This window comes from Burkholderia latens, assembly GCF_001718795.1.
Classification (GTDB): Bacteria; Pseudomonadota; Gammaproteobacteria; order Burkholderiales; family Burkholderiaceae; genus Burkholderia; species Burkholderia latens_A.
The window spans coordinates 2,312,903-2,337,657 of sequence record NZ_CP013435.1 but is presented as its reverse complement, the minus strand read 5'-3'; the positions used below and the strand labels follow the sequence as shown (position 1 = coordinate 2,337,657).

Annotated in this window: 20 protein-coding genes, 2 tRNA genes and 3 rRNA genes; 15 read left to right on the top strand and 10 right to left on the bottom strand. The window is 61.1% G+C overall.

Annotated elements, in window-relative coordinates:
• Nucleotides 1-20: 20 nt before the first annotated feature.
• From WK25_RS10835 to WK25_RS10820, 4 genes are all read right to left on the bottom strand, one after another.
• On the bottom strand, nucleotides 21-677 hold the full coding sequence (locus tag WK25_RS10835; protein WP_069241572.1) for a BspC domain-containing protein: 657 nt from the start codon (nucleotides 675-677) through the stop codon (nucleotides 21-23).
• Nucleotides 678-814: 137 nt separating this feature from the next.
• Complete coding sequence (locus tag WK25_RS10830) at nucleotides 815-1,489, bottom strand: energy-coupling factor ABC transporter permease (RefSeq protein WP_040144653.1); 675 nt, start codon at nucleotides 1,487-1,489, stop codon at nucleotides 815-817.
• Between the two features lie 75 nt (nucleotides 1,490-1,564).
• Nucleotides 1,565-2,401, bottom strand: a complete 837-nt coding sequence (locus tag WK25_RS10825) for a response regulator transcription factor (protein ID WP_040144652.1) — start codon at nucleotides 2,399-2,401, stop codon at nucleotides 1,565-1,567.
• A gap of 209 nt (nucleotides 2,402-2,610) precedes the next feature.
• Complete coding sequence (locus tag WK25_RS10820) at nucleotides 2,611-3,828, bottom strand: DUF2863 family protein (RefSeq protein ID WP_040144651.1); 1,218 nt, start codon at nucleotides 3,826-3,828, stop codon at nucleotides 2,611-2,613.
• A 565-nt stretch (nucleotides 3,829-4,393) separates the two neighbouring features.
• Here WK25_RS10820 and WK25_RS10815 point away from each other — a divergent pair.
• The 8 genes from WK25_RS10815 (at nucleotide 4,394) to WK25_RS10785 (ending at nucleotide 11,325) form a co-directional block, all read left to right on the top strand.
• Nucleotides 4,394-5,926 (top strand): 16S ribosomal RNA (locus WK25_RS10815).
• Nucleotides 5,927-5,988: 62 nt separating this feature from the next.
• Nucleotides 5,989-6,065: transfer RNA gene (locus WK25_RS10810), tRNA-Ile, on the top strand.
• A gap of 90 nt (nucleotides 6,066-6,155) precedes the next feature.
• Nucleotides 6,156-6,231: transfer RNA gene (locus WK25_RS10805), tRNA-Ala, on the top strand.
• A 390-nt stretch (nucleotides 6,232-6,621) separates the two neighbouring features.
• Nucleotides 6,622-9,502 (top strand): 23S ribosomal RNA (locus WK25_RS10800).
• Between the two features lie 130 nt (nucleotides 9,503-9,632).
• Nucleotides 9,633-9,745 (top strand): 5S ribosomal RNA (gene rrf, locus WK25_RS10795).
• Together the 16S, 23S and 5S rRNA genes with 2 tRNA genes alongside form the textbook arrangement of a ribosomal RNA operon.
• Before the next feature lie 330 nt (nucleotides 9,746-10,075).
• Entirely contained in the window at nucleotides 10,076-10,480 is a 405-nt protein-coding gene (gene cueR, locus WK25_RS10790; RefSeq protein WP_069241571.1) for a Cu(I)-responsive transcriptional regulator, read from the top strand.
• A gap of 215 nt (nucleotides 10,481-10,695) precedes the next feature.
• Nucleotides 10,696-10,842 (top strand): DUF3563 family protein, encoded by a 147-nt coding sequence (locus WK25_RS30250; protein WP_080294620.1) that lies wholly within the window; start codon nucleotides 10,696-10,698, stop codon nucleotides 10,840-10,842.
• A 114-nt stretch (nucleotides 10,843-10,956) separates the two neighbouring features.
• A complete protein-coding gene (locus WK25_RS10785; RefSeq protein ID WP_040144649.1) occupies nucleotides 10,957-11,325 on the top strand; it encodes a hypothetical protein in 369 nt (122 codons plus the stop codon).
• A 15-nt stretch (nucleotides 11,326-11,340) separates the two neighbouring features.
• On the opposite strand, the gene WK25_RS10780 is transcribed toward WK25_RS10785, so the two are convergent.
• Together WK25_RS10780 and WK25_RS10775 are read right to left on the bottom strand one after the other, a co-directional pair.
• Nucleotides 11,341-12,186: a 23S rRNA (adenine(2030)-N(6))-methyltransferase RlmJ gene (locus tag WK25_RS10780; protein ID WP_040144648.1), complete on the bottom strand. Its 846-nt coding sequence runs from the start codon at nucleotides 12,184-12,186 to the stop codon at nucleotides 11,341-11,343.
• 111 nt (nucleotides 12,187-12,297) lie between these two features.
• Nucleotides 12,298-13,269, bottom strand: coding sequence for a potassium channel beta subunit family protein (locus WK25_RS10775; protein WP_069241979.1), 972 nt, complete (start codon nucleotides 13,267-13,269; stop codon nucleotides 12,298-12,300).
• A gap of 156 nt (nucleotides 13,270-13,425) precedes the next feature.
• Between WK25_RS10775 and WK25_RS10770 the strand changes: the two genes are divergently transcribed.
• Nucleotides 13,426-14,214, top strand: a complete 789-nt coding sequence (locus WK25_RS10770) for a 3-hydroxybutyrate dehydrogenase (RefSeq protein WP_069241570.1) — start codon at nucleotides 13,426-13,428, stop codon at nucleotides 14,212-14,214.
• 146 nt (nucleotides 14,215-14,360) lie between these two features.
• Here the strand turns inward: WK25_RS10770 and WK25_RS10765 are convergent, their stop codons facing one another.
• Nucleotides 14,361-15,560, bottom strand: a complete 1,200-nt coding sequence (locus tag WK25_RS10765; protein ID WP_059548259.1) for an amino acid aminotransferase — start codon at nucleotides 15,558-15,560, stop codon at nucleotides 14,361-14,363.
• A 259-nt stretch (nucleotides 15,561-15,819) separates the two neighbouring features.
• Here WK25_RS10765 and uvrB point away from each other — a divergent pair, with 259 nt between their 5' ends.
• The 5 genes from uvrB to WK25_RS10735 all read left to right on the top strand — a co-directional run bounded on the left by uvrB (nucleotide 15,820) and on the right by WK25_RS10735 (nucleotide 21,362).
• Nucleotides 15,820-17,910, top strand: coding sequence for an excinuclease ABC subunit UvrB (gene uvrB / locus WK25_RS10755; RefSeq protein WP_040144645.1), 2,091 nt, complete (start codon nucleotides 15,820-15,822; stop codon nucleotides 17,908-17,910).
• A 219-nt stretch (nucleotides 17,911-18,129) separates the two neighbouring features.
• Nucleotides 18,130-18,681, top strand: coding sequence for an iron transporter (locus tag WK25_RS10750; RefSeq protein WP_040144644.1), 552 nt, complete (start codon nucleotides 18,130-18,132; stop codon nucleotides 18,679-18,681).
• A 54-nt stretch (nucleotides 18,682-18,735) separates the two neighbouring features.
• The gene (locus tag WK25_RS10745; RefSeq protein WP_006760846.1) at nucleotides 18,736-19,068 is read left to right on the top strand and encodes a cupredoxin domain-containing protein; all 333 of its coding nucleotides are present in this window, start codon (nucleotides 18,736-18,738) and stop codon (nucleotides 19,066-19,068) included.
• Between the two features lie 57 nt (nucleotides 19,069-19,125).
• A complete protein-coding gene (locus WK25_RS10740; protein WP_040144643.1) occupies nucleotides 19,126-19,968 on the top strand; it encodes an FTR1 family iron permease in 843 nt (280 codons plus the stop codon).
• Entirely contained in the window at nucleotides 19,965-21,362 is a 1,398-nt protein-coding gene (locus tag WK25_RS10735; RefSeq protein WP_069241569.1) for a 4Fe-4S binding protein, read from the top strand. Before WK25_RS10740 ends, WK25_RS10735 begins: the two co-directional genes overlap by 4 nt.
• 312 nt (nucleotides 21,363-21,674) lie before the next feature.
• Here the strand turns inward: WK25_RS10735 and hemP are convergent, their stop codons facing one another.
• From hemP to WK25_RS10720, 3 genes are all read right to left on the bottom strand, one after another.
• Nucleotides 21,675-21,920, bottom strand: coding sequence for a hemin uptake protein HemP (gene hemP, locus WK25_RS10730; protein ID WP_040144641.1), 246 nt, complete (start codon nucleotides 21,918-21,920; stop codon nucleotides 21,675-21,677).
• Nucleotides 21,921-22,068: 148 nt separating this feature from the next.
• Nucleotides 22,069-22,551, bottom strand: coding sequence for an SRPBCC family protein (locus tag WK25_RS10725; RefSeq protein WP_040144998.1), 483 nt, complete (start codon nucleotides 22,549-22,551; stop codon nucleotides 22,069-22,071).
• A gap of 99 nt (nucleotides 22,552-22,650) precedes the next feature.
• Nucleotides 22,651-23,523, bottom strand: coding sequence for a pirin family protein (locus tag WK25_RS10720; protein WP_040144640.1), 873 nt, complete (start codon nucleotides 23,521-23,523; stop codon nucleotides 22,651-22,653).
• Nucleotides 23,524-23,645: 122 nt separating this feature from the next.
• Here WK25_RS10720 and WK25_RS10715 point away from each other — a divergent pair, with 122 nt between their 5' ends.
• Complete coding sequence (locus WK25_RS10715; protein ID WP_040144639.1) at nucleotides 23,646-24,620, top strand: LysR family transcriptional regulator; 975 nt, start codon at nucleotides 23,646-23,648, stop codon at nucleotides 24,618-24,620.
• Nucleotides 24,621-24,755 lie beyond the last annotated feature (135 nt).

Genomic DNA, 24,755 nt, shown 5'->3' with positions numbered 1-24,755 from the left:
GTCGTTGCCGCTCCGTCGTATCAGGACTTCTTCGCGGTTTTCTTTTTGACGGCTTTCTTCGTACCGCTCGATTTTTTCGTCGCGACTGCCTTCTTGCCGCCGGTGCGGCCGGCTGCGTTCGCTTTTGCCTTGCCGCGGTGCGACTTGCCCTTGAACTTCTTGGTCGACGACGACGGGCGCTCGACACGGGGCTTCAACGGCGGCACGGGATCGTTCCAGCTGAACGCGAGCATTTGCTGACCGACGTAGCCGCAACGGAATTTCAACGGTGTCGGTGCGCTGCCGTCGTTGCGGACGCCGAGGCCGTCCACGGTGACGATGTTGTCGACCTTCACGCGCTGCTTGCCCTGATCGAACGAATCGTTCCACGGCGTCATTGTTGCGTTGCCGCTTTCGAACGCACTCGGCGCGAAGTCGACGCGGTCGAACGCCGACGACGTGCTCGCGATGAAGCTGCCGTGCGCCGCACAATCCGCGACGATCGGATCGGCATGCATCTCGTTGACGAATTTGTTGATCAGTTCGGAGCGCTGGTCGAGGAGGTCGGCGAATACCGGTGCCGGAAGCGCAAGCGACAGGCCCGCGACACAGGCTGCCAGCTTGCCGAGCGCCCGGAAAATCCGGAGCGAGGCAGGAGAGCTGTCCATCAGGTTATTGGTGAGAAGCAAGTGAGGCATCGGGACGTATAGATGCCCGATGAAGATCAGGAGTTCAATCTTAGCGTAAAAAAGTGGTGCGTCAGTAGACGTCGCGCTCTCCCGCGCTCCGCAAGCGGTTCGACGCACGCGTTGTTGGACCGGGACAGCTCAGGCATTCAAGCGCGCGGGCCGCCGAGACGATAGCGGCGGACATCGAACGTCGTGACCCATGCGGGACGATAGACGGCGATGAGCGCGGTCGCCATCCCGGTGAACCATGCTTCGCCGAGCGCGAGCAGCGCTGTGTTCAGCATGTAGCCGGCCGGAATCACGACGGGCACGCCATCCGCGAGCGCGAGCTGCACACCGGCCGCCGCACCGGCAACCGCGACGATCGCGATGGCCGGCGACAGGAAGCCCTGCCCGGTGATGAACGACGCGAGGTTGTGCGGCAGCCACGCGAGCGCCGCGCGCTGCAGCAGCGCGGATACCGCGACCGGCAGCGCGCCGTACACCAGATAGGTGAGACCGACGCCTTGCCACGGTGCGTCGAAAACAACTGCCGCGACGCCCGTGACGGCACCCATCGCGATCAGTGCGAGCGTCCAGTCGAACAGCGTAACGAGTAGCGTCGCGCCGAGCAGATGCATGACGATCCCGTCCTCGAGCCACGCGTTCGACGCCCACAGAACCGCGATCGCGGTGACGAGCGCGAGCCACACGTGCTGGAGCGTTGCGTCCTGCAGGCGGACGAAAGGACGATTCCAGATCGCGAGCGCGAGCAGCGCCACGGCGGCGATCCAGCCACCGACGCCTACCCAGAGCGGAAGCGGTGTGAAAAGAAAACCCATGCGTTCATATTACTCGTTGAGGATCAAAGGTGGGAATCCGCACATTCCGAGCGTCGCAATATCGAGACTGTCCGACTAGCGCTCGCGCCGAAACCGTGCCGGCGGCTCGGCCGCGAGCGGCAAGTCGCGGGTACCGGCGTTTGCCGCGGGCAACGGATACGCACGCTCTCTCCGTTGCGCGCGCAGCGGAACCGGGCCGCGCTCCCCGATGGCCGGTTTGCTGGCGCGATCGCGGTTGGCCAGAAGCACCTCGAGATGCGGCGACAACCAGCCGTTGTAGATCGCGACCGCGGCGGCGCGATTTGCCGCGCCGAGTTGCTGGAAGATGCTGGCGAGATGGATCTTCACGGTGCCTTCGCTGATTCCGAGCGTTCGCGCAATCATCTTGTTGGTGCTGCCCATGTGAACGAAACGCATGATTTGCGCCTGCCGCGGCGATAGCAGGCCGACGGGCGGCCTGCGTGGCAGGGATCCGGCCAGTTTCTGGAAATGGGCGTCGTTGCGCGCCGCGGCGGCGGACGGCAGTAGGCTCAGCGCGATCGGCGGGATGTAGTGGCCGCCGAGCAGCACGATTTCGAGTGCCCGCACGATCAGATGCGGCCGCGTGGAATGCGGGATCACGCCCGCGACGCCATAGTTGTAGAAGCGCTGGATGGCTTGCGGCGTGGACTCGTCGATCAGTACCGCGGTGGGAGTCGGCGAGCACGCGCTGGACAGCGCCTGGACTTCGCTCAGCCTGCCGACGTCCGGCCAGTTGATCGCGACCAGATCGAAACGCTGGGTGCGCAGCAGCCGGCGCGCCTGGAAGCCGTCGGGCGCATCGTTGATGCTGGCGTGACGGTCGATCTGCCGCAGCAGGGCTTTCAGTCCGTCACGCCGTTCGGCGTCTGAATTCAGCACCAGGAACCGCATATTCAACCTCCTTAAGATGAATCATTGAGCTGCCGTCGGCATGCCTTCAGTCCGATAATGACAAAAACCTTACACGATGTCTGCTTGGCTGAAAGGCTTAGGAAAAGTCTGAAATGTCGGCGGATGGTGCGATCGACGAAAAAAAAGCCGCTCCGGCTGGAACCGGGAGCGGCTTCGGGCGGGGCAGGCCATGCTGGCCTGCGACGCGGTCAGTGGAAGTGCGGTTGCGCGGGCGACGCGTCTTCCGGCATTTCGGCGTGGACGATTTCGCCGAGCGGATCCGCATAGAGCGGCACGCCGCAGTCGTCGCAATATTCGGGTTCGAAGCGTCCGGCGTGCCGCCGGACGTCCGTTACGCCGCATTCCTTCAGCAAACTCACGATTTCTTCGAGCGGCCCGTCGATCGGCGCCTCGCCTTCGAGCGTCGCGCTGTCGATCGCCACGTCGCCGTTTTCGCGGCCGTAGAGCGGCCACACGACTCCATAGATCACGTCGTTGCTGGCGCGTCGCGTGAAGCCGACGCGATACTCGTCGATCCGTCGTTCGCCGAAGCCGGCAACCACAGCACGCAGTTCCTGCGGCGCTGCACCAAGTGTGTCGAAAAGATAACGGATGGCCGTTCGGACTGTGTGCGGACGGATTCGCTCGTCCGCATCACGGCAAGCGGAGTAGTACGCGTCCGGAAGCAGGCATTCGAACTCGCAGCCCGGGAGTGCGACCGACAGATTCGGGCCGCCCTGGGCAGTCCATTGTTCCAGGCATTGGCCGCGTTCGATCCGGTTGCCGTGCTCTTCTTCCTGCCAACGGAACAGCGGTGCGCCGGCGGGGGCGGCGACGACGGCGAGCAGGAAGCGCGGATCGGCCAGAATCGGCGAAGTCTCGGGCAGGTCGCCGAAGCTCAGCTTGGCCGCGTGCTGGCCGACGGCTGCATGCGCGAGTTGCTGGGCGAGCCGGTAGGTCTCGACGTGGTGTCGCGGCAACTGATCGATGCTGTACAGGAACGGCGCGAGTCCCACGAGCGTCCCGGATGCCAGCACATGCGCGTGCAGATGAGCACGCAGCGCGTCCGCGACGTCGCCTTTCAGCGGACCGGACGGGATCATGTAGCGCGTCCATGCAAGAACGGGGACGGCGACCAGCAGTGCATCGTACGGCTGGCCTTCGTGATCGATCACCATCGATTCGCTGTGCGTCTCGGCCATGTCGGCGAGCGCGCCATATGCATCGGGATGATTCTGCTGCAGATGATCGAGTGCCGCGTCGAGCGTCGTCTGGTTGCCGTTGCGAACGATCTTGGCGAGCAGCGCATCGAGCTTCGCTTCCCAGAAGCGATCCTCAATGCGGCTGCCGGAGGCGAAGAGCGCAAGCGACAGGCCGACCAGTTTGTCGGCGTCGGGGGGGAGGCGTTTGGCGATTCGCTGGCGCATATTAAATACGTATAGAAAGAGGCGAAGAACCTCACATTCTAGTCCGTTCTTTGCACCATAAGCGCTCTCGTGCTCGGGCATGGCTGGAAGGTCGTCTGGACGGGGGGCGAAATAAATCCGCCGAACCCCTTGCGCGATCGCTGAACGATGCCTAGAATCACGCCTCTTTCGCGCTAACGGAAACGCGGCGCGGGAGAAGAAGGGAAGCGGTGCGATTGGGTCAGCGGTAGCGGCCCTGGGCACACGAAGCTGAACCCCTCGCGGTCGCAACGAAGCAGTTCAGAAAGTTGTTGACGAGCGAAGAAAGGCGGTTCATAATCTCGCTTCTCTGCTGCTGAAAACGCAGCGCTGCCGGGAAACGCGAAGTTCCTCGCAGGAATGCTCTTTAAAAATTAACAGCCGATAAGTGTGGGCGCTTGATGGCAGCGAGCTGATCCTCGGATCAGAAAGCGAAAGTATCAAGAGTCTCACACTAAAGTAAGTCAGGTTTATGAAGTGATTCATATTCCTGTCAGCTTTGAGTGAGCGACCGGTTCTTAACGGAACCGAAAACAGTAACAGGTTTGAACTGAAGAGTTTGATCCTGGCTCAGATTGAACGCTGGCGGCATGCCTTACACATGCAAGTCGAACGGCAGCACGGGTGCTTGCACCTGGTGGCGAGTGGCGAACGGGTGAGTAATACATCGGAACATGTCCTGTAGTGGGGGATAGCCCGGCGAAAGCCGGATTAATACCGCATACGATCTACGGATGAAAGCGGGGGACCTTCGGGCCTCGCGCTATAGGGTTGGCCGATGGCTGATTAGCTAGTTGGTGGGGTAAAGGCCTACCAAGGCGACGATCAGTAGCTGGTCTGAGAGGACGACCAGCCACACTGGGACTGAGACACGGCCCAGACTCCTACGGGAGGCAGCAGTGGGGAATTTTGGACAATGGGCGAAAGCCTGATCCAGCAATGCCGCGTGTGTGAAGAAGGCCTTCGGGTTGTAAAGCACTTTTGTCCGGAAAGAAATCCTTGGCTCTAATACAGCCGGGGGATGACGGTACCGGAAGAATAAGCACCGGCTAACTACGTGCCAGCAGCCGCGGTAATACGTAGGGTGCAAGCGTTAATCGGAATTACTGGGCGTAAAGCGTGCGCAGGCGGTTTGCTAAGACCGATGTGAAATCCCCGGGCTCAACCTGGGAACTGCATTGGTGACTGGCAGGCTAGAGTATGGCAGAGGGGGGTAGAATTCCACGTGTAGCAGTGAAATGCGTAGAGATGTGGAGGAATACCGATGGCGAAGGCAGCCCCCTGGGCCAATACTGACGCTCATGCACGAAAGCGTGGGGAGCAAACAGGATTAGATACCCTGGTAGTCCACGCCCTAAACGATGTCAACTAGTTGTTGGGGATTCATTTCCTTAGTAACGTAGCTAACGCGTGAAGTTGACCGCCTGGGGAGTACGGTCGCAAGATTAAAACTCAAAGGAATTGACGGGGACCCGCACAAGCGGTGGATGATGTGGATTAATTCGATGCAACGCGAAAAACCTTACCTACCCTTGACATGGTCGGAATCCTGAAGAGATTCGGGAGTGCTCGAAAGAGAACCGGCGCACAGGTGCTGCATGGCTGTCGTCAGCTCGTGTCGTGAGATGTTGGGTTAAGTCCCGCAACGAGCGCAACCCTTGTCCTTAGTTGCTACGCAAGAGCACTCTAAGGAGACTGCCGGTGACAAACCGGAGGAAGGTGGGGATGACGTCAAGTCCTCATGGCCCTTATGGGTAGGGCTTCACACGTCATACAATGGTCGGAACAGAGGGTTGCCAACCCGCGAGGGGGAGCTAATCCCAGAAAACCGATCGTAGTCCGGATTGCACTCTGCAACTCGAGTGCATGAAGCTGGAATCGCTAGTAATCGCGGATCAGCATGCCGCGGTGAATACGTTCCCGGGTCTTGTACACACCGCCCGTCACACCATGGGAGTGGGTTTTACCAGAAGTGGCTAGTCTAACCGCAAGGAGGACGGTCACCACGGTAGGATTCATGACTGGGGTGAAGTCGTAACAAGGTAGCCGTATCGGAAGGTGCGGCTGGATCACCTCCTTTCCAGAGCTTCTCGCAAAGTTGAGCGCTCACGCTTATCGGCTGTAAATTAAAGACAGACTCAGGGGTCTGTAGCTCAGTCGGTTAGAGCACCGTCTTGATAAGGCGGGGGTCGTTGGTTCGAATCCAACCAGACCCACCATTGTCTGACGTGTCGGTGATCGTTAGCGCTTTAGCGCTTACGAGCAGCCCATGCCGATGGCTGTAGTACCTGAGGCAAATCTGTACTCATGGGGGCATAGCTCAGCTGGGAGAGCACCTGCTTTGCAAGCAGGGGGTCGTCGGTTCGATCCCGTCTGCCTCCACCAATTGCGATGATCGTTAGCGCTTCAGCGCTTACGAGCATCTCACTCCCGAAGGGAGCCCAATGGATAATGTTTGATGGAGTTCGAGAGAACGAATCGAACATTACTCATTGGCGATTGAGCCAGTCAGAGCGGTACGAAAGTATCGGCTGTCGTTCTTTAACAATCTGGAAGAAGTAAGTAATTTGGATAGCGGAAGCGTCTTTGAGATGGACGTGAAAACTATCCGGGTTGTGATTGTATCGATGTATCTCAAGATGATTCGAACTTCATGTTCGGCTCCCTACGGGAGTGGGGCCAGAGTAAGCGCTAAAGCGCCAACTCTGGTCGACATCAACTTGGAATACGGCACAACGCGAGAACTCAACCTGTAACGAGACAGACTCGTTATAGGGTCAAGCGAACAAGTGCATGTGGTGGATGCCTTGGCGATCACAGGCGATGAAGGACGCGGTAGCCTGCGAAAAGCTACGGGGAGCTGGCAAACGAGCTTTGATCCGTAGATGTCCGAATGGGGAAACCCACTCCTTATGGAGTATCCATGGCTGAATACATAGGCCATGCGAAGCGAACGCGGTGAACTGAAACATCTAAGTAACCGCAGGAAAAGAAATCAACCGAGATTCCCAAAGTAGTGGCGAGCGAAATGGGATGAGCCTTGCACTCTTTATTTGTATTGTTAGCCGAACGCTCTGGAAAGTGCGGCCATAGCAGGTGATAGCCCTGTAGGCGAAAACAGTATGAAAGAACTAGGTGTGCGACAAGTAGGGCGGGACACGTGAAATCCTGTCTGAAGATGGGGGGACCATCCTCCAAGGCTAAATACTCGTGATCGACCGATAGTGAACCAGTACCGTGAGGGAAAGGCGAAAAGAACCCCGGGAGGGGAGTGAAATAGATCCTGAAACCGCATGCATACAAACAGTCGGAGCCTCGTAAGGGGTGACGGCGTACCTTTTGTATAATGGGTCAGCGACTTACGTTCAGTAGCAAGCTTAACCGTATAGGGCAGGCGTAGCGAAAGCGAGTCCGAATAGGGCGTTCAGTTGCTGGGCGTAGACCCGAAACCAGGTGATCTATCCATGGCCAGGATGAAGGTGCGGTAACACGTACTGGAGGTCCGAACCCACTAACGTTGAAAAGTTAGGGGATGAGCTGTGGATAGGGGTGAAAGGCTAAACAAACCTGGAAATAGCTGGTTCTCTCCGAAAACTATTTAGGTAGTGCCTCGTGTCTCACCTTCGGGGGTAGAGCACTGTCATGGTTGGGGGGTCTATTGCAGATTACCCCGCCATAGCAAACTCCGAATACCGAAGAGTGCAATCACGGGAGACAGACATCGGGTGCTAACGTCCGGTGTCAAGAGGGAAACAACCCAGACCGCCAGCTAAGGTCCCCAAATATAGCTAAGTGGGAAACGAAGTGGGAAGGCTAAAACAGTCAGGAGGTTGGCTTAGAAGCAGCCACCCTTTAAAGAAAGCGTAATAGCTCACTGATCGAGTCGTCCTGCGCGGAAGATGTAACGGGGCTAAGCTATATACCGAAGCTGCGGATGCGTGCTTGCACGCATGGTAGGAGAGCGTTCCGTAAGCCTGCGAAGGTGCGTTGAAAAGCGTGCTGGAGGTATCGGAAGTGCGAATGCTGACATGAGTAGCGATAAAGGGGGTGAAAGGCCCCCTCGCCGTAAGCCCAAGGTTTCCTACGCAACGTTCATCGGCGTAGGGTGAGTCGGCCCCTAAGGCGAGGCAGAAATGCGTAGCTGATGGGAAGCAGGTCAATATTCCTGCACCGTCGTTAGATGCGATGGGGGGACGGATCGCGGAAGGTTGTCCGGGTGTTGGAAGTCCCGGTCGCTGCATTGGAGAAGGCGCTTAGGCAAATCCGGGCGCGTAATTCAAGGGTGTGGCGCGAGCTCCTTCGGGAGCGAAGCAATTGGAAGTGGTTCCAAGAAAAGCCTCTAAGCTTCAGTCTAACGATGACCGTACCGCAAACCGACACAGGTGGGCGAGATGAGTATTCTAAGGCGCTTGAGAGAACTCGGGAGAAGGAACTCGGCAAATTGGTACCGTAACTTCGGGATAAGGTACGCCCTTGTAGCTTGACTGGCCTGCGCCAGGAGGGTGAAGGGGTTGCAATAAACTGGTGGCTGCGACTGTTTAATAAAAACACAGCACTCTGCAAACACGAAAGTGGACGTATAGGGTGTGACGCCTGCCCGGTGCCGGAAGATTAAATGATGGGGTGCAAGCTCTTGATTGAAGTCCCGGTAAACGGCGGCCGTAACTATAACGGTCCTAAGGTAGCGAAATTCCTTGTCGGGTAAGTTCCGACCTGCACGAATGGCGTAACGATGGCCACACTGTCTCCTCCCGAGACTCAGCGAAGTTGAAGTGTTTGTGATGATGCAATCTACCCGCGGCTAGACGGAAAGACCCCATGAACCTTTACTGTAGCTTTGCATTGGACTTTGAACCGATCTGTGTAGGATAGGTGGGAGGCTATGAAACCGGAACGCTAGTTTCGGTGGAGCCGTCCTTGAAATACCACCCTGGTTTGTTTGAGGTTCTAACCTTGGCCCGTGATCCGGGTCGGGGACAGTGCATGGTAGGCAGTTTGACTGGGGCGGTCTCCTCCCAAAGCGTAACGGAGGAGTACGAAGGTACGCTAGGTACGGTCGGAAATCGTGCTGATAGTGCAATGGCATAAGCGTGCTTAACTGCGAGACCGACAAGTCGAGCAGGTGCGAAAGCAGGTCATAGTGATCCGGTGGTTCTGTATGGAAGGGCCATCGCTCAACGGATAAAAGGTACTCTGGGGATAACAGGCTGATACCGCCCAAGAGTTCATATCGACGGCGGTGTTTGGCACCTCGATGTCGGCTCATCTCATCCTGGGGCTGTAGCCGGTCCCAAGGGTATGGCTGTTCGCCATTTAAAGAGGTACGTGAGCTGGGTTTAAAACGTCGTGAGACAGTTTGGTCCCTATCTGCCGTGGGCGTTGGATATTTGAAGGGGGCTGCTCCTAGTACGAGAGGACCGGAGTGGACGAACCTCTGGTGTACCGGTTGTCACGCCAGTGGCATCGCCGGGTAGCTATGTTCGGAAGAGATAACCGCTGAAAGCATCTAAGCGGGAAACTCGCCTTAAGATGAGATATCCCTGGGGACTAGATCCCCTTGAAGGGTCGTTCGAGACCAGGACGTTGATAGGTCGGGTGTGTAAGCGCAGTAATGCGTTCAGCTAACCGATACTAATTGCCCGTAAGGCTTGATCCTATAACAAGTCTGTTTCGCGCTACAGAGCGCGTCGGACGGTTGGATTCTCGTGTGTGATACACACAACCTAAAATTACTGCTTCTTCCCAGATTGGTTCTGTTGGCCATGCCAGCAGGACAACCCTCTTTGCCTGATGACCATAGCGAGTCGGTCCCACCCCTTCCCATCCCGAACAGGACCGTGAAACGACTCTACGCCGATGATAGTGCGGATTCCCGTGTGAAAGTAGGTAATCGTCAGGCTCCCTAAGCCAGAAACCCCCGCCCGAACAGGCGGGGGTTTTTGCATTTGCGGCGGCGGAAATGGCAGCGTGAGAGGCGCTGGCAGCCCGCGGGCGCCTGCGGGCCGCGCCACCGCAAGATCCATCATCAGTGCGGATCGCTTTACCGTCCCGACGGCAGGTCGGTCGATCCGGCTTTCACCAATGCTTCGCCAATTCCGATTGCCGTGGCACACGTCCCCTACGACATCCCGGAAGTGAACCCCGCGATTTGCTACGATCGGTTTGTCGCGCCGCTAGTCGGTGGCGATATCTGCGTTCGCGCCAATGATTGATCGAGAGAGGGTCGGGAATGAATATCGGGGACGCATCGCGCGAATCCGGCGTCAGCGCAAAAATGATACGGTACTACGAAGAGGTCGGCCTCCTTGCACCGAGCAAGCGGAGCGATGCCGGATACCGGATCTACGGCACGGACGAGATCCATATTTTGCGTTTCATCCGCCAAGCCCGCCGGCTCGGTTTTCTCGTCGAGGATATCCGTAAGCTGCTGACCCTGTGGCAGGATCGCTCTCGAGCCAGCGCCGAGGTGAAATCGATCGCCCTTGAGCACGTCGCCGAGCTGGATAAACGCATTGCGGAGTTGAGCGACATGCGGGACACGCTGGCCGATCTCGCAGCGCACTGTCACGGGGACAGCCGCCCCGAATGCCCAATTTTGGCGCGTCTGGCTGCACCTAACGATGACCCAGATTAGTGCAAGCCCTCGGGCTCCAAAACAAGCGGCGAGCTGAAACCTAGCAAGATCAACGGTTTATACGCAATGCTTCAGAATCCATTCCAATCTGGAATGCTCTCCATGCAAGCATTTCACTGGCATCTTGGTGTGGCATCGCTATAATTCGGGATAACCCTATACGGGAAATCCCTGAATCTCGATTCGCCAGGGGTCCCCCTTCCTTGGAGAACATCATGATCGCCTACATCGTCGAAAAGCTGAGCAACTGGTTCGAATCCGCAGAACGTGAGCGCCGCGAGGCCTACCTTGCATCGTCGTCGGACATCGTCCAGCTCGAGAGCCGCATTCGCTCGCTCGAAGCAAACGGCTACTCGCTGTAAATACTGCCGCCGTCAGGCGCAACGTGGCGCCGAACGAAAAGCAAGCCCCGTATTGACGGGGCTTTGTTTTTTTGTGCGATGGATCTGGCGAAATCGTTGGCGCGGCGCTATGGTATGGACCTGCTTTTCAACCGGAAGAATATGATCATGCGCTTGCGTCTCGATGTGCGTCACGTTTCCCGCGCGCGTCTGTTGTTGGGCGCCGCGGTGCTCGTTCATGGCGTCGCGGCTGTTGCCGCGACTTCGTCCCGGCCGCTGATTCTCGATACGCAGCGGGGCGTCCAGGACGGCCAAGGCGGGTTGGTGTTGCAAACGGCTCCGTTTTCGTCCGAACCGATCGTCGAACCCGCCGGCTTGCGAACGACGGCCGGCCAAGGGACCAATTCTTCGGTGCCGCTGTTTGTCGCGCCGTACATCGATGTGCCGGGCTGGAGCGCGTCACCGGCCAATCAGCACCGACCGACCGCGCGTCCGCAGCCGTAACGGCAATCGTCTCCTTCAGTTCGCTCGGTGCTCGATCTCGCACCGAGCGCCACTATCCCGCCCCAGGCGCTCCACCAGATAGGGCAGCACCTCTTTCATGCTCTGTGCGAGCGTGTACGGCGGATTCAGGATGAACATCCCGCTCCCGTAAAGGCCGAGCCCATCCGCGGGCGGGTTCGATACCGTCAACGTCAAATGCAGCCAATTATTTGGCTGCAGTCGCTTGAGCTGTTCCGGAAAACGCTGAGATTCCACTCGGGCGACCTGCGGATACCAGATCGCATAACAGCCGGTCGCGAAGCGCTTCAGGCATTCCGTCACGCACGTCACCGTGCGGGCGTAGTCCTTCTTGTCCTCGTAAGACGGATCGATCAGCACGAGCGCGCGTCGCGGCGGCGGCGGCAGTAGCGCCTTTATGCCTTCGAAGCCGTCACCGGCGAAGATCATCGCGCGTCGCCCCGCATCGCGAAAGTTGTGACGCAACACGTCGATTTCGGTCGTGTGCATCTCGAACAGACGCATCCGATCCTGTTCGCGCATCAAGCGCCACGCGAGATACGGCGATCCCGGATAGTAGTGCAGTTCGCCGTCATCGTTCAGCGCGCGCACTTCGTCGATGTAATCGCCGAGTGCTTCGGGCAGACTCTTGTCGTTCCATAGCGGGCCGATGCCCGTGTCGAACTCGCCCGTCTTGGCCGCGTAGCCGTCGCGCAGCGAATACACACCGGCACCGGCGTGCGTGTCGATGTACCAGTACGACTTGTCCTTCTTGTTCAGGTAGCGCAGCAGTTGGACGACGACGGTGTGCTTGAGCACGTCCGCGTGGTTGCCTGCGTGAAAACCGTGACGATAACTGAGCATGGCTGACTGCCTGAAACGAAAGGTGAATCGATGAAGACGGACGATCGAGCGCGGCCGTCAGGCCGGGCGCCGATGCGGTCGCGTATTGTACGCGAGTGGCCGTGAGCCGCCTTACTCGTATGCATCGCCGACGGCCTCAGCGATGCGCTGCATGATCTCTGGCGTCAGCTTCGCGGCGACGTCGACCGCTCGCATGTTGTCGCCGATTTGCTCGACACGCGATGCGCCCGTAATCACCGAACTCACGCGCGGATTCGCGAGCACCCACGCGATCGCGAGCTGGGCCGTGCTGCAGTCGAGGTCGGCCGCGATCGCGCCGATACGCTCGACCGCGTCGTTGCTGGCCGGATCCGTGAGCCGGTCGCGGAGCCAGTCGTAGCCGGGCAGTTCGGCGCGGCTGCCGGGTGGAACGCCGTTGCGGTACTTGCCGGTGAGTAGCCCCGATGCCAGCGGGCTCCACGTCGTCAGGCCAAGCCCGTAATCGTCATAGAGCCGCGCGTATTCCTGCTCCACCCTTGTACGATGGAACAGGTTGTACTGCGGCTGCTCGACCACCGGCTTGTGTAGATGATGCCGCTCGGTGATTTCGTACGCGGCGCGAATCTCGTCGGCACTCCATTCGGACGTGCCCCAATACAGCGCCTTGCCGCGCGCGATCATGTCGCTCATCGCCCAAACGGTTTCCTCTATCGGGGTGTTGGGATCCGGCCGATGACAATAGACGAGGTCGACGTAGTCGAGTTGCAGCCGGCGCAGCGAGCCATCGATCGCGTTGAGCAGATATTTCCGGTTCAGCGTGTGGTACTGGTTCGGCGCTTCTGCGAGTCCCCAGAAGAATTTTGTCGACACGATGTAGCTGATGCGCGGCCATCCGAGCGACTTGAGCGCGTGGCCCATGATTTCCTCGGATTTACCACCTGCATAGACCTCGGCGTTGTCGAAAAAATTGACGCCGGCGTCCCGTGCCGCAGCAAGGCATTCGCGCGCGACACGCTGGTCGACCTGGTTGCCGTAAGTGACCCACGAGCCAAGCGATAGCTCGCTGATCTGCAGGCCCGAGCGGCCAAGCCTTCGATAGTGCATGCGCATCTCCCGAGATTCGGAACGATCTTAAGCTTAGACGTTTTGCGAACGGTCGGCGGGGCTGATCGTGCACAATAGCGGCTGGCCCGCCAGCATGCTCACGGGACGAATGCGGCGGGATATGCTTTTTCGATCGGATAACGCAAGGAGACGGACATGGCAGCAGATCTGGGCGGCAAGACCGCAGTCGTCACGGGCGCCGCAAGCGGCATCGGCAAGGAAATCGCACTGGAGCTGGCGAAGGCGGGCGCGGCAGTCGCGATCGCCGACCTGAACCAGGACGGCGCGAATGCGGTGGCCGACGAGATCAACAAGGCAGGCGGCAAGGCGATCGGCGTCGCGATGGACGTGACCAGCGAAGAGGCGGTGAACAGCGGCATCGATAAAGTCGCCGAGACGTTCGGCTCGGTCGACATCCTCGTGTCGAACGCCGGCATTCAGATCGTCAATCCGATCGAGAACTATTCGTTCGCCGACTGGAAGAAGATGCAGGCGATCCACGTCGACGGCGCGTTCCTGACGACGAAGGCCGCGCTCAAGCACATGTACAAGGACGACCGCGGCAGCGTCGTGATCTACATGGGTTCGGTGCACTCGCACGAAGCATCGCCGCTGAAGTCGGCATACGTGACGGCCAAGCACGGGCTGCTGGGCCTCGCGCGCGTGCTGGCGAAGGAAGGCGCGAAGCACAACGTGCGCTCGCACGTCGTGTGTCCGGGTTTCGTGCGCACGCCGCTGGTGGACAAGCAGATTCCGGAGCAGGCGAAGGAACTCGGGATCAGCGAAGACGAAGTGGTGAAGAAGGTGATGCTGGGCAACACGGTCGACGGCGTGTTCACGACGGTGCAGGACGTCGCGCAGACGGTGCTGTTTCTGTCGGCGTTCCCGAGTGCCGCGCTCACGGGGCAGTCGTTCGTCGTCAGCCACGGCTGGTTCATGCAGTAACGGCTGATCGAGCGGCAGCGGTGCACGGCGCCCGTGCCGGCATAGGGTCGCAAGCCCGGCCGGAGGGCATAAAAAACGCGCTCCAAGGAGCGCGCTTTCGTTTCGGCGAAAGGACCGGCACGGCCCGATGATGGCCGCCGCCCGCCTTACTTCAGAACCGCTGCGATGGCGTTCGCGACCGCGTCGAGGTTGCGCGTGTTCAGTGCAGCGACGCAGATCCGGCCGGTGCCCACTGCATAGATGCCGAACTCTTCGCGCAGACGATCGACTTGCGCCGACGTCAGGCCCGAATACGAGAACATCCCGCGCTGTGCGTTGATGAAGCTGAAGTCGCGATCGACACCGCTCGCCTTCAGGCGCTCGACCAGACCATTGCGCATTGCGCGGATGCGGTCGCGCATTTCGCCAAGTTCCTCCACCCACGCAGCGTGCAGTTCCGGCGACGCCAGCACGGCTGCGACGACGGCGCCGCCGTGAGTCGGCGGGTTCGAATAGTTCGTGCGGATCACGCGCTTCAGTTGCGACAGCACGCGCGTCGCTTCTTCCTTGCTGGACGTGATGATCGACAGCGCGCCGACGCGCTCGCCGTACAGCGAGAACGACTTCGAGAACGACGACGACACGAACGCATTCAGATCGGCCGCGGCGAACAGGCGCACGGCAGCGGCATCGGCCTCGATGTTCTCGCCGAAACCCTGGTAAGCGATGTCGAGGAACGGCACGAGGTTGCGCGCCTTCACGACGTCGACGACCTGCTGCCATTGCGCTTCGGTCAGGTCCACGCCGGTCGGGTTGTGGCAGCACGCGTGCAGCACGACGATCGTGCCGGCCGCGTAGCCGTTCAGCGCCGCCAGCATGCCTTCGAAGTTCACGCCGTTGGTAGCCGCGTCGTAGTACGGGTACGCGACGACTTCGAAGCCGGCGGCTTCGAACAGCGCACGGTGGTTTTCCCAGCTCGGATCGCTGATCGCGACCTTCACGTTCGGGTTCAGGGTGCGCAGGAAATCGGCGCCGATCTTCAGCGCCCCCGTGCCGCCCAGTGCCTGCGCCGTGACCACGCGGCCTGCGGCGATCAGCGGCGAATCGTTGCCGAGCAGCAGCTTCTGCACGGCCGCATCGTAAGCGGCGATCCCGTCGATCGGCAGGTAGCCGCGCGGCAGGCCCGCCTCGACGCGCGCCTTTTCCGCGTCGCGAACGGCGCGCAGCAGCGGAATCTTGCCTTCTTCGTTCGTGTACACGCCGACGCCGAGGTTGACCTTGGTGGCACGCGTGTCGGCGTTGAAGGCTTCGTTCAGGCCCAGGATCGGGTCGCGGGGAGCAAGCTGGACAGCGGAGAAGAGCGACATGATGATTCGGCAGTAGTGAAAAGAGGGTCAGGCTTTCAGCCGGCGGGGCGGGCGCGGCGGACCGCGCGCCAACTGGCACGGCGCCGGAAAGCGCAGCAGCGTGACATTGTAGCGAATTCGTGCTGCCGAAGGCGGCGATTGCGCGGCGAATTGCGATTTCGAGCCCATGCAGCGCATCGCCGCGCGTCAGGATCCGTCAGCGGTCCGCAACGCCCGGAAGCGCTAGAATAGTTTTTTGCCCTTGCTCCGGCCGCACTCCATGTCCGTACATCACGCCGAAGTCGGCGACACGCTCGACGAATCGAAATTCGTGACCTTCGACGGGTCGCCGTTCCAGTTGTACCAACCGTATCCGCCCGCCGGCGATCAGCCGACCGCAATCGAAACGCTCGTCGAAGGCGTCGGCGATGGCCTCGCGTTCCAGACGCTGCTCGGCGTAACCGGTTCGGGCAAGACCTTCACGATGGCCAACACGATTGCGCGGCTTGGTCGCCCGGCGATCGTGTTCGCGCCGAACAAGACGCTCGCAGCGCAGCTCTACGCGGAGTTCCGCGAATTCTTCCCGCGCAACGCGGTCGAGTACTTCGTGTCGTACTACGACTATTACCAGCCGGAAGCGTACGTGCCGCAGCGCGATCTATTCATCGAGAAGGACTCGTCGATCAACGAGCACATCGAGCAGATGCGGCTGTCGGCGACCAAAAGCCTGATGGAGCGCCGCGACGTGGTGATCGTCGCAACGGTGTCGGCGATCTACGGTATCGGCAACCCGTCCGAATATCACCAGATGATCCTCACGCTGCGCACCGGCGACAAGCTCGGGCAGCGCGACGTGATCGCGCGGCTGATCGCGATGCAGTATTCGCGCAACGAGCAGGATTTCCAGCGCGGCACGTTCCGCGTGCGCGGCGATACGATTGATATTTTCCCGGCCGAGCACGCGGAGTTGGCGGTGCGCGTCGAGCTGTTCGACGACGAGGTCGAGACGCTGCAGCTGTTCGACCCGCTGACCGGACGCGTGCGGCAGAAGATTCCGCGCTTCACCGTATATCCGTCGTCGCACTACGTGACGCCGCGCGATACCGTGATGCGCGCGGTCGAGACCATCAAGGAGGAATTGCGCGAGCGCCTCGAGTTCTTCCATCGCGAAGGCAAGCTCGTGGAGGCGCAGCGCCTCGAACAGCGTACGCGCTTCGATCTCGAGATGCTCCAGGAGCTCGGTTTCTGCAAGGGCATCGAGAACTATTCGCGGCACTTCTCGGGCGCTGCGCCCGGCGAGCCGCCGCCGACGCTGGTCGACTATCTGCCGTCCGACGCGTTGATGCTGCTCGACGAATCGCACGTGCTGATCGGTCAATTGAACGGGATGTACAACGGCGACCGCGCGCGCAAGGAAAACCTCGTCAACTACGGGTTCCGGCTGCCGTCGGCGCTCGACAACCGGCCGCTCAAGTTCCACGAATTCGAGCGCAAGATGCGCCAGGTTGTGTTCGTATCGGCGACGCCGGCCGACTACGAGCAGCGCGTGACCGGGCAGATCGCCGAACAGGTCGTGCGGCCGACCGGGCTCGTCGATCCGGAAATCGAGGTGCGTCCGGCCAGCTCGCAGGTCGACGACGTGCTGACCGAAATCAACGCGCGCGTGGAGGCCGGCGAGCGCGTGCTGATCACCGTGCTGACCAAGCGGATGGCCGAACAGCTCACCGAGTTCCTGGCCGATCACGGCGTGAAGGTGCGCTATCTGCACAGCGACATCGATACCGTGGAACGGGTCGAGATCATTCGCGACCTGCGCCTCGGCACGTTCGACGTGCTGGTCGGGATCAACCTGCTGCGCGAAGGCCTCGATATTCCCGAAGTGTCGCTGGTCGCGATTCTCGATGCCGACAAGGAAGGCTTCCTGCGCGCGGAGCGCTCGCTGATCCAGACGATCGGCCGCGCCGCGCGAAACGTGAACGGCAAGGCGATCCTTTACGCAGACAACATGACGGAATCGATGAAACGCGCGATCGGCGAAACCGAGCGGCGTCGCGCGAAGCAGATTGCGTACAACGAGAAGATGGGCATCACGCCGCGCGGCGTGGTCAAGCGCATCAAGGACATCATCGACGGCGTCTACAACGCCGACGACGCGCGCGCGGAACTGAAGGAGGCGCAACAGCGCGCGAAGTTCGAGGACATGTCGGAAAAGCAGCTCGCGAAAGAAATCAAGCGCCTCGAAAAGCAAATGGCCGACTACGCAAAGAACCTCGAGTTCGAAAAGGCGGCGGCCACCCGCGACCAGCTTGCGTTGCTGCGCGAGCGCGTGTTCGGCGCGAACGTGGGCGACCATGTCAACGGCGGCAGGTAAATCTTTCCAAACGTCACTGAAACCTGTGGGTAACGCCGTTGTAAGCCTTGTCGGATAAGGGTTTTACACGGTGGCTCGTTTGTTCCGAAGCCGGTTCGGTGCTAAACTTCGCAAGTATTGAGAATAGTTCGCATTAACGTTCTTCATTGCGTTAGTGTTTTCGGCGAGCCGTCCGGGAGGGCGGCGCGCAGTGTGTCACACGAATAACAAGGAGTGTCCATGTTGGGTTCTTCGTTTATCCGCACGTCGGTTGCGGTGGCGGCGGCGCTTGCCGCGATGTCGGCCTCGGCCGCCGAATACCCGATCGGCAAGCAGCAGATTCAGGGCGGCATGGAAATCGGTGCCGTGTATCTGCAGCCGATTACGATGGATCCGGAAGGGATGATGCGCAAGGCATCGGATTCGGACATCCACCTCGAGGCGGACATCCATGCGGTCAAGAACAACCCGACGGGTTTCGCGGAAGGCGACTGGATGCCGTACCTGCAGGTCACGTACAAGCTGACGAAGCAGGGCGACGCGAAGTGGAAGGCGGAAGGCGACCTGATGGCGATGGTCGCGAGCGACGGCCCGCACTACGGCGACAACGTGAAACTGGCCGGCCCCGGCAAGTATCACCTGACGATGACCGTGAAGCCGCCGATGCAGTCGGGCCACATGGCGTTCGGCCGCCACGTCGACAAGGAAACCGGCGTGGGTCCGTGGTTCAAGCCCATTACGCTCGAATACGACTTCCCGTTCGCCGGCATCGGCAAGAAGGGCGGGTACTGATCGGTGGTATCACGGCGGCGTGCTTCGGTGCGCCGCCGACGCAGAGATTCCAGAATGAAATTTCCCCAGAAAATCGTCGCTGCAGCCGCTGCGCTGTGGCTCGCCGGCGCCGCACATGCCGCCGATCTGCCGACGTTCAAGCTCGAAATGACCGACGGCAAGCTGAATCCCGCCCGCATCGAAGTGCCGGCCGGCCAGCGCTTCAAGATCGAGATCCGGAATACCGGCAAGGGCGCCGCCGAATTCGAAAGCGTGCAGTTGCGCAAGGAGAAAGTGCTCGCACCGGGCGCTGATTCATTCGTGGTCGTCGCCCCGCTGTCGCCGGGCGAGTACAAGTTTTTCGACGATTTCCACCAGCAGGCACAGGGCGTCATCGTCGCGAAGTAATGCGGTTTATCTGCGTGCGTGCGCACGGTTGTGCCGCCCGCGCGTCAGGAGGGTTCTATGGGTCAGATCTTGTTCATCGTCTGGCGGGAGAGCGTCGAAGCGCTGCTCGTCGTCGGCATCCTCTATGCATGGCTGAAGAACGGCGACGACGATGCGCGTCGCGGCTTGCCCTTCCTGTGGACGGGCGTGGCGGTCGGCCTGTTGATGGCAATCGGCCTCGGCGCCGCGCTCGTCGGCTTCACCGAAGTGCTGTCCGGCGACGCGCAGGACTATTTCCAGACGGCAATGGTGCTGATTGCCTGCGTGCTGATCGTGCAGATGGTGCTGTGGATGCGCCGGCACGGGCGCACGCTGAAACGCGACATGGAGCAGTCGCTGCAGCAGAGCACGCGCGACTCGAACTGGTGGGGCGTCGCGGTGCTGGTCGCGCTCGCGATTGCGCGCGAAGGCAGCGAAACGGTGATTTTCCTGTACGGTCTCGGTTTCGGGCAGTCCGGGCATGTGGACGGCAGCCAGATGCTCGCGGTCGTGATCGGCCTGGGCCTCGCGTTCCTCACGTTCTATCTGTTGCAACTCGGCGGCAAGTACTTCTCTTGGCGGCACTTTTTCCGCGTGACCGAGGTGATGTTGCTGTTCCTCGGCGCGGGCCTGTTCCAGACCGGCGTCGACAAGCTGATCGACAAGGAGATCCTGCCGCTCGGCATCTCGCAACTGTGGGACACGTCGGCGATCCTCGATGATTCGGGCACGTTCGGTTCGCTCGTCGCGACGCTGACAGGCTATCGTGCGCACCCGGCGCTGACGAACCTGATCGCGTATGCGGTGTACTGGGCCGTGGTGTGGCTCCTGATGAAGCGCGCGAGCCGTCGTCAAACCGTTCCTGCGGGACGCGCGGCATGAGCGTCGTCGCCGCAGCCAAGCCGGGCTGGCTCGCGCAAGCGGGCCAGTGGATGCAACGCCACGGCGCGGTGATCCGCGGTATCCAGTGGATCGTGGTCGGCATCTACGCGTTCCTGATCATCGTGCCGGCCGTGTTGCCGCTGCCGGACGATTCCGCACACCTGTGGAACAACCTGACGCTCATCGCGCAGTTCGTGTTCTGGGGCATCTGGTGGCCGTTCGTGCTGCTGTCGATGGTGATGCTCGGCCGCGTCTGGTGCGGCGTGCTGTGCCCGGAAGGGGCGCTGACCGAATATGCGAGCAAGTTCGGCCGCGGCGGCGCGATTCCGCGCTGGATGCGGTGGGGCGGCTGGCCGTTCGTCGCATTCGGCCTCACGACGATCTACGGGCAGATGGTCAGCGTGTACCAGTACCCGCTCGCGGTGCTGTTCGTGCTCGGCGGCTCGACCGTCGGCGCAATTGTGATCGGCCTGCTGTACGGCCGCGAGAAACGCGTGTGGTGCAAGTATCTGTGCCCGGTCAATGGCGTGTTCGGGCTGCTCGCGCGGCTCGCGCCGATGCGTTACAAGGTGGACGAGGATGCGTGGCGCCGCTCGTACAAGAACGGCGAGCACGGGCATCGCGTGATCCCGATCAATTGCGCGCCGCTCGTGCCGTTGCGCAACATGAAGGGCGCCGCGTCGTGTCATATGTGCGGACGCTGCAGCGGGCATCGAGACGCGATCGCGCTGTCGTTGCGCTCGCCGTCCGACGAGGTCGTGAACCTCGGCGCGCAGCAGGCGAATCCGTGGGATACCGCGCTGATCCTGTACGGCCTGCTCGGCGTCGCGATCGGCGCGTTCCACTGGACCGTCAGTCCGTGGTTCGTGCAGATCAAGCAATGGCTCGCGGGCTGGCTGATCGATCATGACATCACTTGGCCGCTCGACACGAACGCGCCGTGGTTCCTGCTGACGCACTACCCGGATCGCAACGACGTGTTCTCGTGGCTCGACGGCGGGCTGATCGTCAGCTACATCGTCGGCACGGGGCTCGTGTACGGCACGGCGCTACTCGTGCTGCTGGCCGGTGCGACGCTGATGCTCGGCCGCTTCGACCGCACGCGTCTGCATCATCTTGCACAGGCGCTGATTCCGATCGCCGGTGCGGGCGTGTTCCTCGGGCTGTCGGCGACGACGCTGTCGCTGTTGCGCGCAGAGCACGTGCCGCTCAGCTGGGCAACGGACGTGCGTATCGCGATTCTCGTGTGCGCGAACGCGTGGAGCGCGTGGCTTGCATGGAAGGTGACGGGGCGCTATGCAGCGTGGCCGCGCCGGCTGGCTGCGTTCGTCTGGTTCGCCGTCGGCCTGGCGGTTGTCGATAGCGCATGGTGGCTGATGTTCTGGGGCTTCTGATCCGGCATTGGCCGCGTTACGGCTGCGCTCTGACGTAACGCGCGACGGTGCATCGCTGTCGGCGTCCGGAGCGCGCCGCAGCGGCATCGACATCGCGTGACGCTTGTTGCGCGCGGGGCCCAAACAAAAAGCGACACGTCGTTCGACGTGTCGCTTTTTTCTTCCTTGTGCGAGAGCCAAAAAAGTGGCTTGGCTTGCTGCAACGGCTGCTTGAGTGTGTTTGCACGAAGGGGTCTAGATCTCGCGTGCAAGCCGTTACGCTGGCTACTGCCCAACACCTCTCAGGGAGGTGGTCCCCACAATACGCTGTCGTTACTTCGTCAGAATCAGTTTGCCCAGCCTCGTCGCGCGTAACTGATACGTTTCGCCGTTATGCGCGATGGCGATGTGGCTGTGACCTTGCAGCAGCGCATCGCTGCTCAGGGTGCGCGTACCGGCGTCGCCATTCCCGGCGGGTTTCGCCGGCGTCGTGACCGCCGCCGTCTTCTGACGGTTGGCGCTCGCGGTGCCGGTCGTGCGGCGCAAGGTCAACGTGGTCGGGCGCATGGTGTCGGTCATTCGGTTGATCGCTAACTGTCGATACGATGGAATGAATTCTAAATGATAACTATTCCCATTTACAAAAACTCTTTATCGATCGATCGGATGAATTCGATAGCCACAGTCAAAGGCGCCAGCGGAGGCGGCCCCTCGGCCGCCGTCGCCGTCAGTGGAGCGGATCGGGGTCCTTGCGCCCCTGCGCGTACTCGCGGATCAGGCGAACCGTGTCGATGTCCGACGTGCGATACGCTTCCTTGACGATGCCATGCGTGTGGCGCGCTTCCTCGCTGTCGTCCGTGACCGTCAGCGTCGTGCGGTACTCGAAGCGCAGGAACAACTCGTGGTCGTCGCGTTCCTCGATCGTCATCGTCAACGAGCCGCCGATTTCGCCGCCGGCCGCATGGACGTCGTAGCGTACCTGCTGGTTCGGCGTGAACGTCACGCGGTCGCGCACGGTTGCATGGCCGTAATGCAGTTCGCGTTCAAGCGTGGTTTCCGTCCGCTCGTGGACGACGCAGCTGTCGAGGCCGATCACGAACAGCTGCGGCTGTTCCGCACGCAGCACGAGGCCTTCCCAGAGCTGTTCGCGGGTCAGGGACGGCACGGCCGGATCGTCGGAGTTGATCTGGATCAGATGTTCGAAGTTCAAGGGGACGAGTTCCTTCTGGTGGCGGGCAGCCACATGGTTCAAGAAGTTATTGTGACGCAAAACGCGCAGCTTCGCGGAACCTGCACCCGCGAGCAGCCGTCACGTTTCGATGCGGCCCATGCGGCCCGTCTGGTAGTCGACGACGGCCTGCCGGATCTCTTCCTCGGTATTCATCACGAACGGGCCATAGCGGACGATCGGCTCGTTCAACGGCACGCCGCCGATCAGCAGCAGATCCAGCGGCGTGTCGCTGGCCTCGAAGGTCGCCGTGTCGCCATCGTCGCCGTAGACCACCATGTGCCGTTCGTCGACGCGCTGCCTGTCCGGCCCGTAGCGGCCCGTTCCCGCGAGCGCGTACGCGAACACGCGATACCCGGCCGGCACCGGCTGCGCGACCGTTGCGCCCGGCTGCAGCGTGAAATGCTGATAGAGGATCGGCGTGCGCGTCTCGATCGCCGCGCGAACGCCGAACGCTTCACCTGCGATCACGCGGACCTGCACCCGGCCGTCGGGCGACGTGGCGTTCGGGATGCGCTCGGCCGAAATCTCCTGGTAGCGCGGTGCGATCAGCTTGTCGCGGCGCGGCAGGTTCACCCATAGCTGGAACCCATGCGAGCGTCCACCTGCCTGTGCGAACTCGGGATCCGGCATCTCGCTGTGCACGACGCCCGCGCCGGCTGTCATCCATTGCACGTCGCCCGGGCCCAGCGTGCCGGCATGGCCGGCGGAGTCGCGGTGGCGAAAACGGCCGTCGAGCACGTAGGTGACGGTTTCGAAGCCGCGATGCGGATGATCCGGCGCGCCCTTGGCCTCGCCGGGCGCATAGTTGACGGGGCCCATTTCGTCGAGCAGCAGGAACGGATCGAAGTCCATCAGCAGCCGGGTCGGAAACGGACGGTGAACCACGAAGCCGCCGCCCTCGGTCGTGCGAAGTGCCGGGTACGTGCGGTCAAGCGAGCGAGCAGTCGTCATGCTGAAGCCCTCGATATCATCGGAATAGCGTTATTTTTGAAACATGGCGCTATTATATTGGGCGTTTTACCGGCCGATTTGCGGCGGGTCGCAATGGATTGTTCTGAAATTGGAACGATGACATGAACATCGATGCACACAACCTGAACGACCTGATGTACTTTTCGCAGGTCGTCGAACACGGCGGCTTTTCGGCAGCGGAGCGCGTGCTGGGTATCTCGAAATCGCGTCTGTCGCGGCGCCTGACCGAACTCGAGGCCGCGCTCGGCGTGCGCCTGTTGCAGCGCTCGACACGCAAGCTCGCGCTGACCGAGGCGGGCGAGCTGTTCTACCAGCATTGCCAGGCAATGCTCGCCGAAGCGCAGGCCGCGATGAACGCGGTGCAGCAGCTGCGCTCGTCGCCGCGCGGCTCGGTGCGCGTGAGCGTGCCCGTGACGCTGTCGCAGACGATGCTGTCGCGGATCCTCCCCGAATTCCTCCACCGTTATCCCGAGGTGAAGGTGCACATCCGTGTGACGAATCGTGTGATCGACTTGTTCGAGGACTCGATCGACGTCGCGTTGCGCGTGCGCTCCGAGCCGCCGCAGAACGCGAACATCGTCGTGCGGCCGCTGTGGCGGACCGAGCAGATGCTGGTCGGCGCGCCGAGCCTGCTGAGCCAGAATGCGCCGCCGCTCGTGCCGGACGATCTGGCGCACTTCGAGACGCTCGATACGCCGAGTGTCGACGGACGGCACGTGTTCACGCTGATCGCCCCGGACGGCACGCGTCACCTGCATGAGCACGATCCGCGGCTCGTGACGGCCGACCTGATGACGATCCGCGAGGCCGTGCTCGATGGCCTCGGCATCGCAGCGTTGCCGGAGATGATGTACGGCAATGCGTTGCGCGCAGGGCAGTTGTCTCCGGTGATGCCGGGCTGGACGCTGCCGGTGCCGCAACTCTATGCCGTTTTCGTGTCGCGGCAGGGGATGCCGCCCGCGGTGCGCGCGTTCGTCGACTATCTGGTCGAGAAACTCGACCACGGCGAGTACAAGCAACCCGGCTGCCCCGAGCGTGCGAAGAAGGAAGCGGCAGTCGATGTTTCGGCCACCTGAATGCGGATTGCCGGTCGTGGCAAATTTGTTTTGTCATTGAAGCGGCGCCTGCAATCGCAAGTTTCAATCGTGCGGGCCTTGAATGCATACGCGCGCAGGCCTATATTGAAATCCCATTTCGCGAAGGAAGCTCTG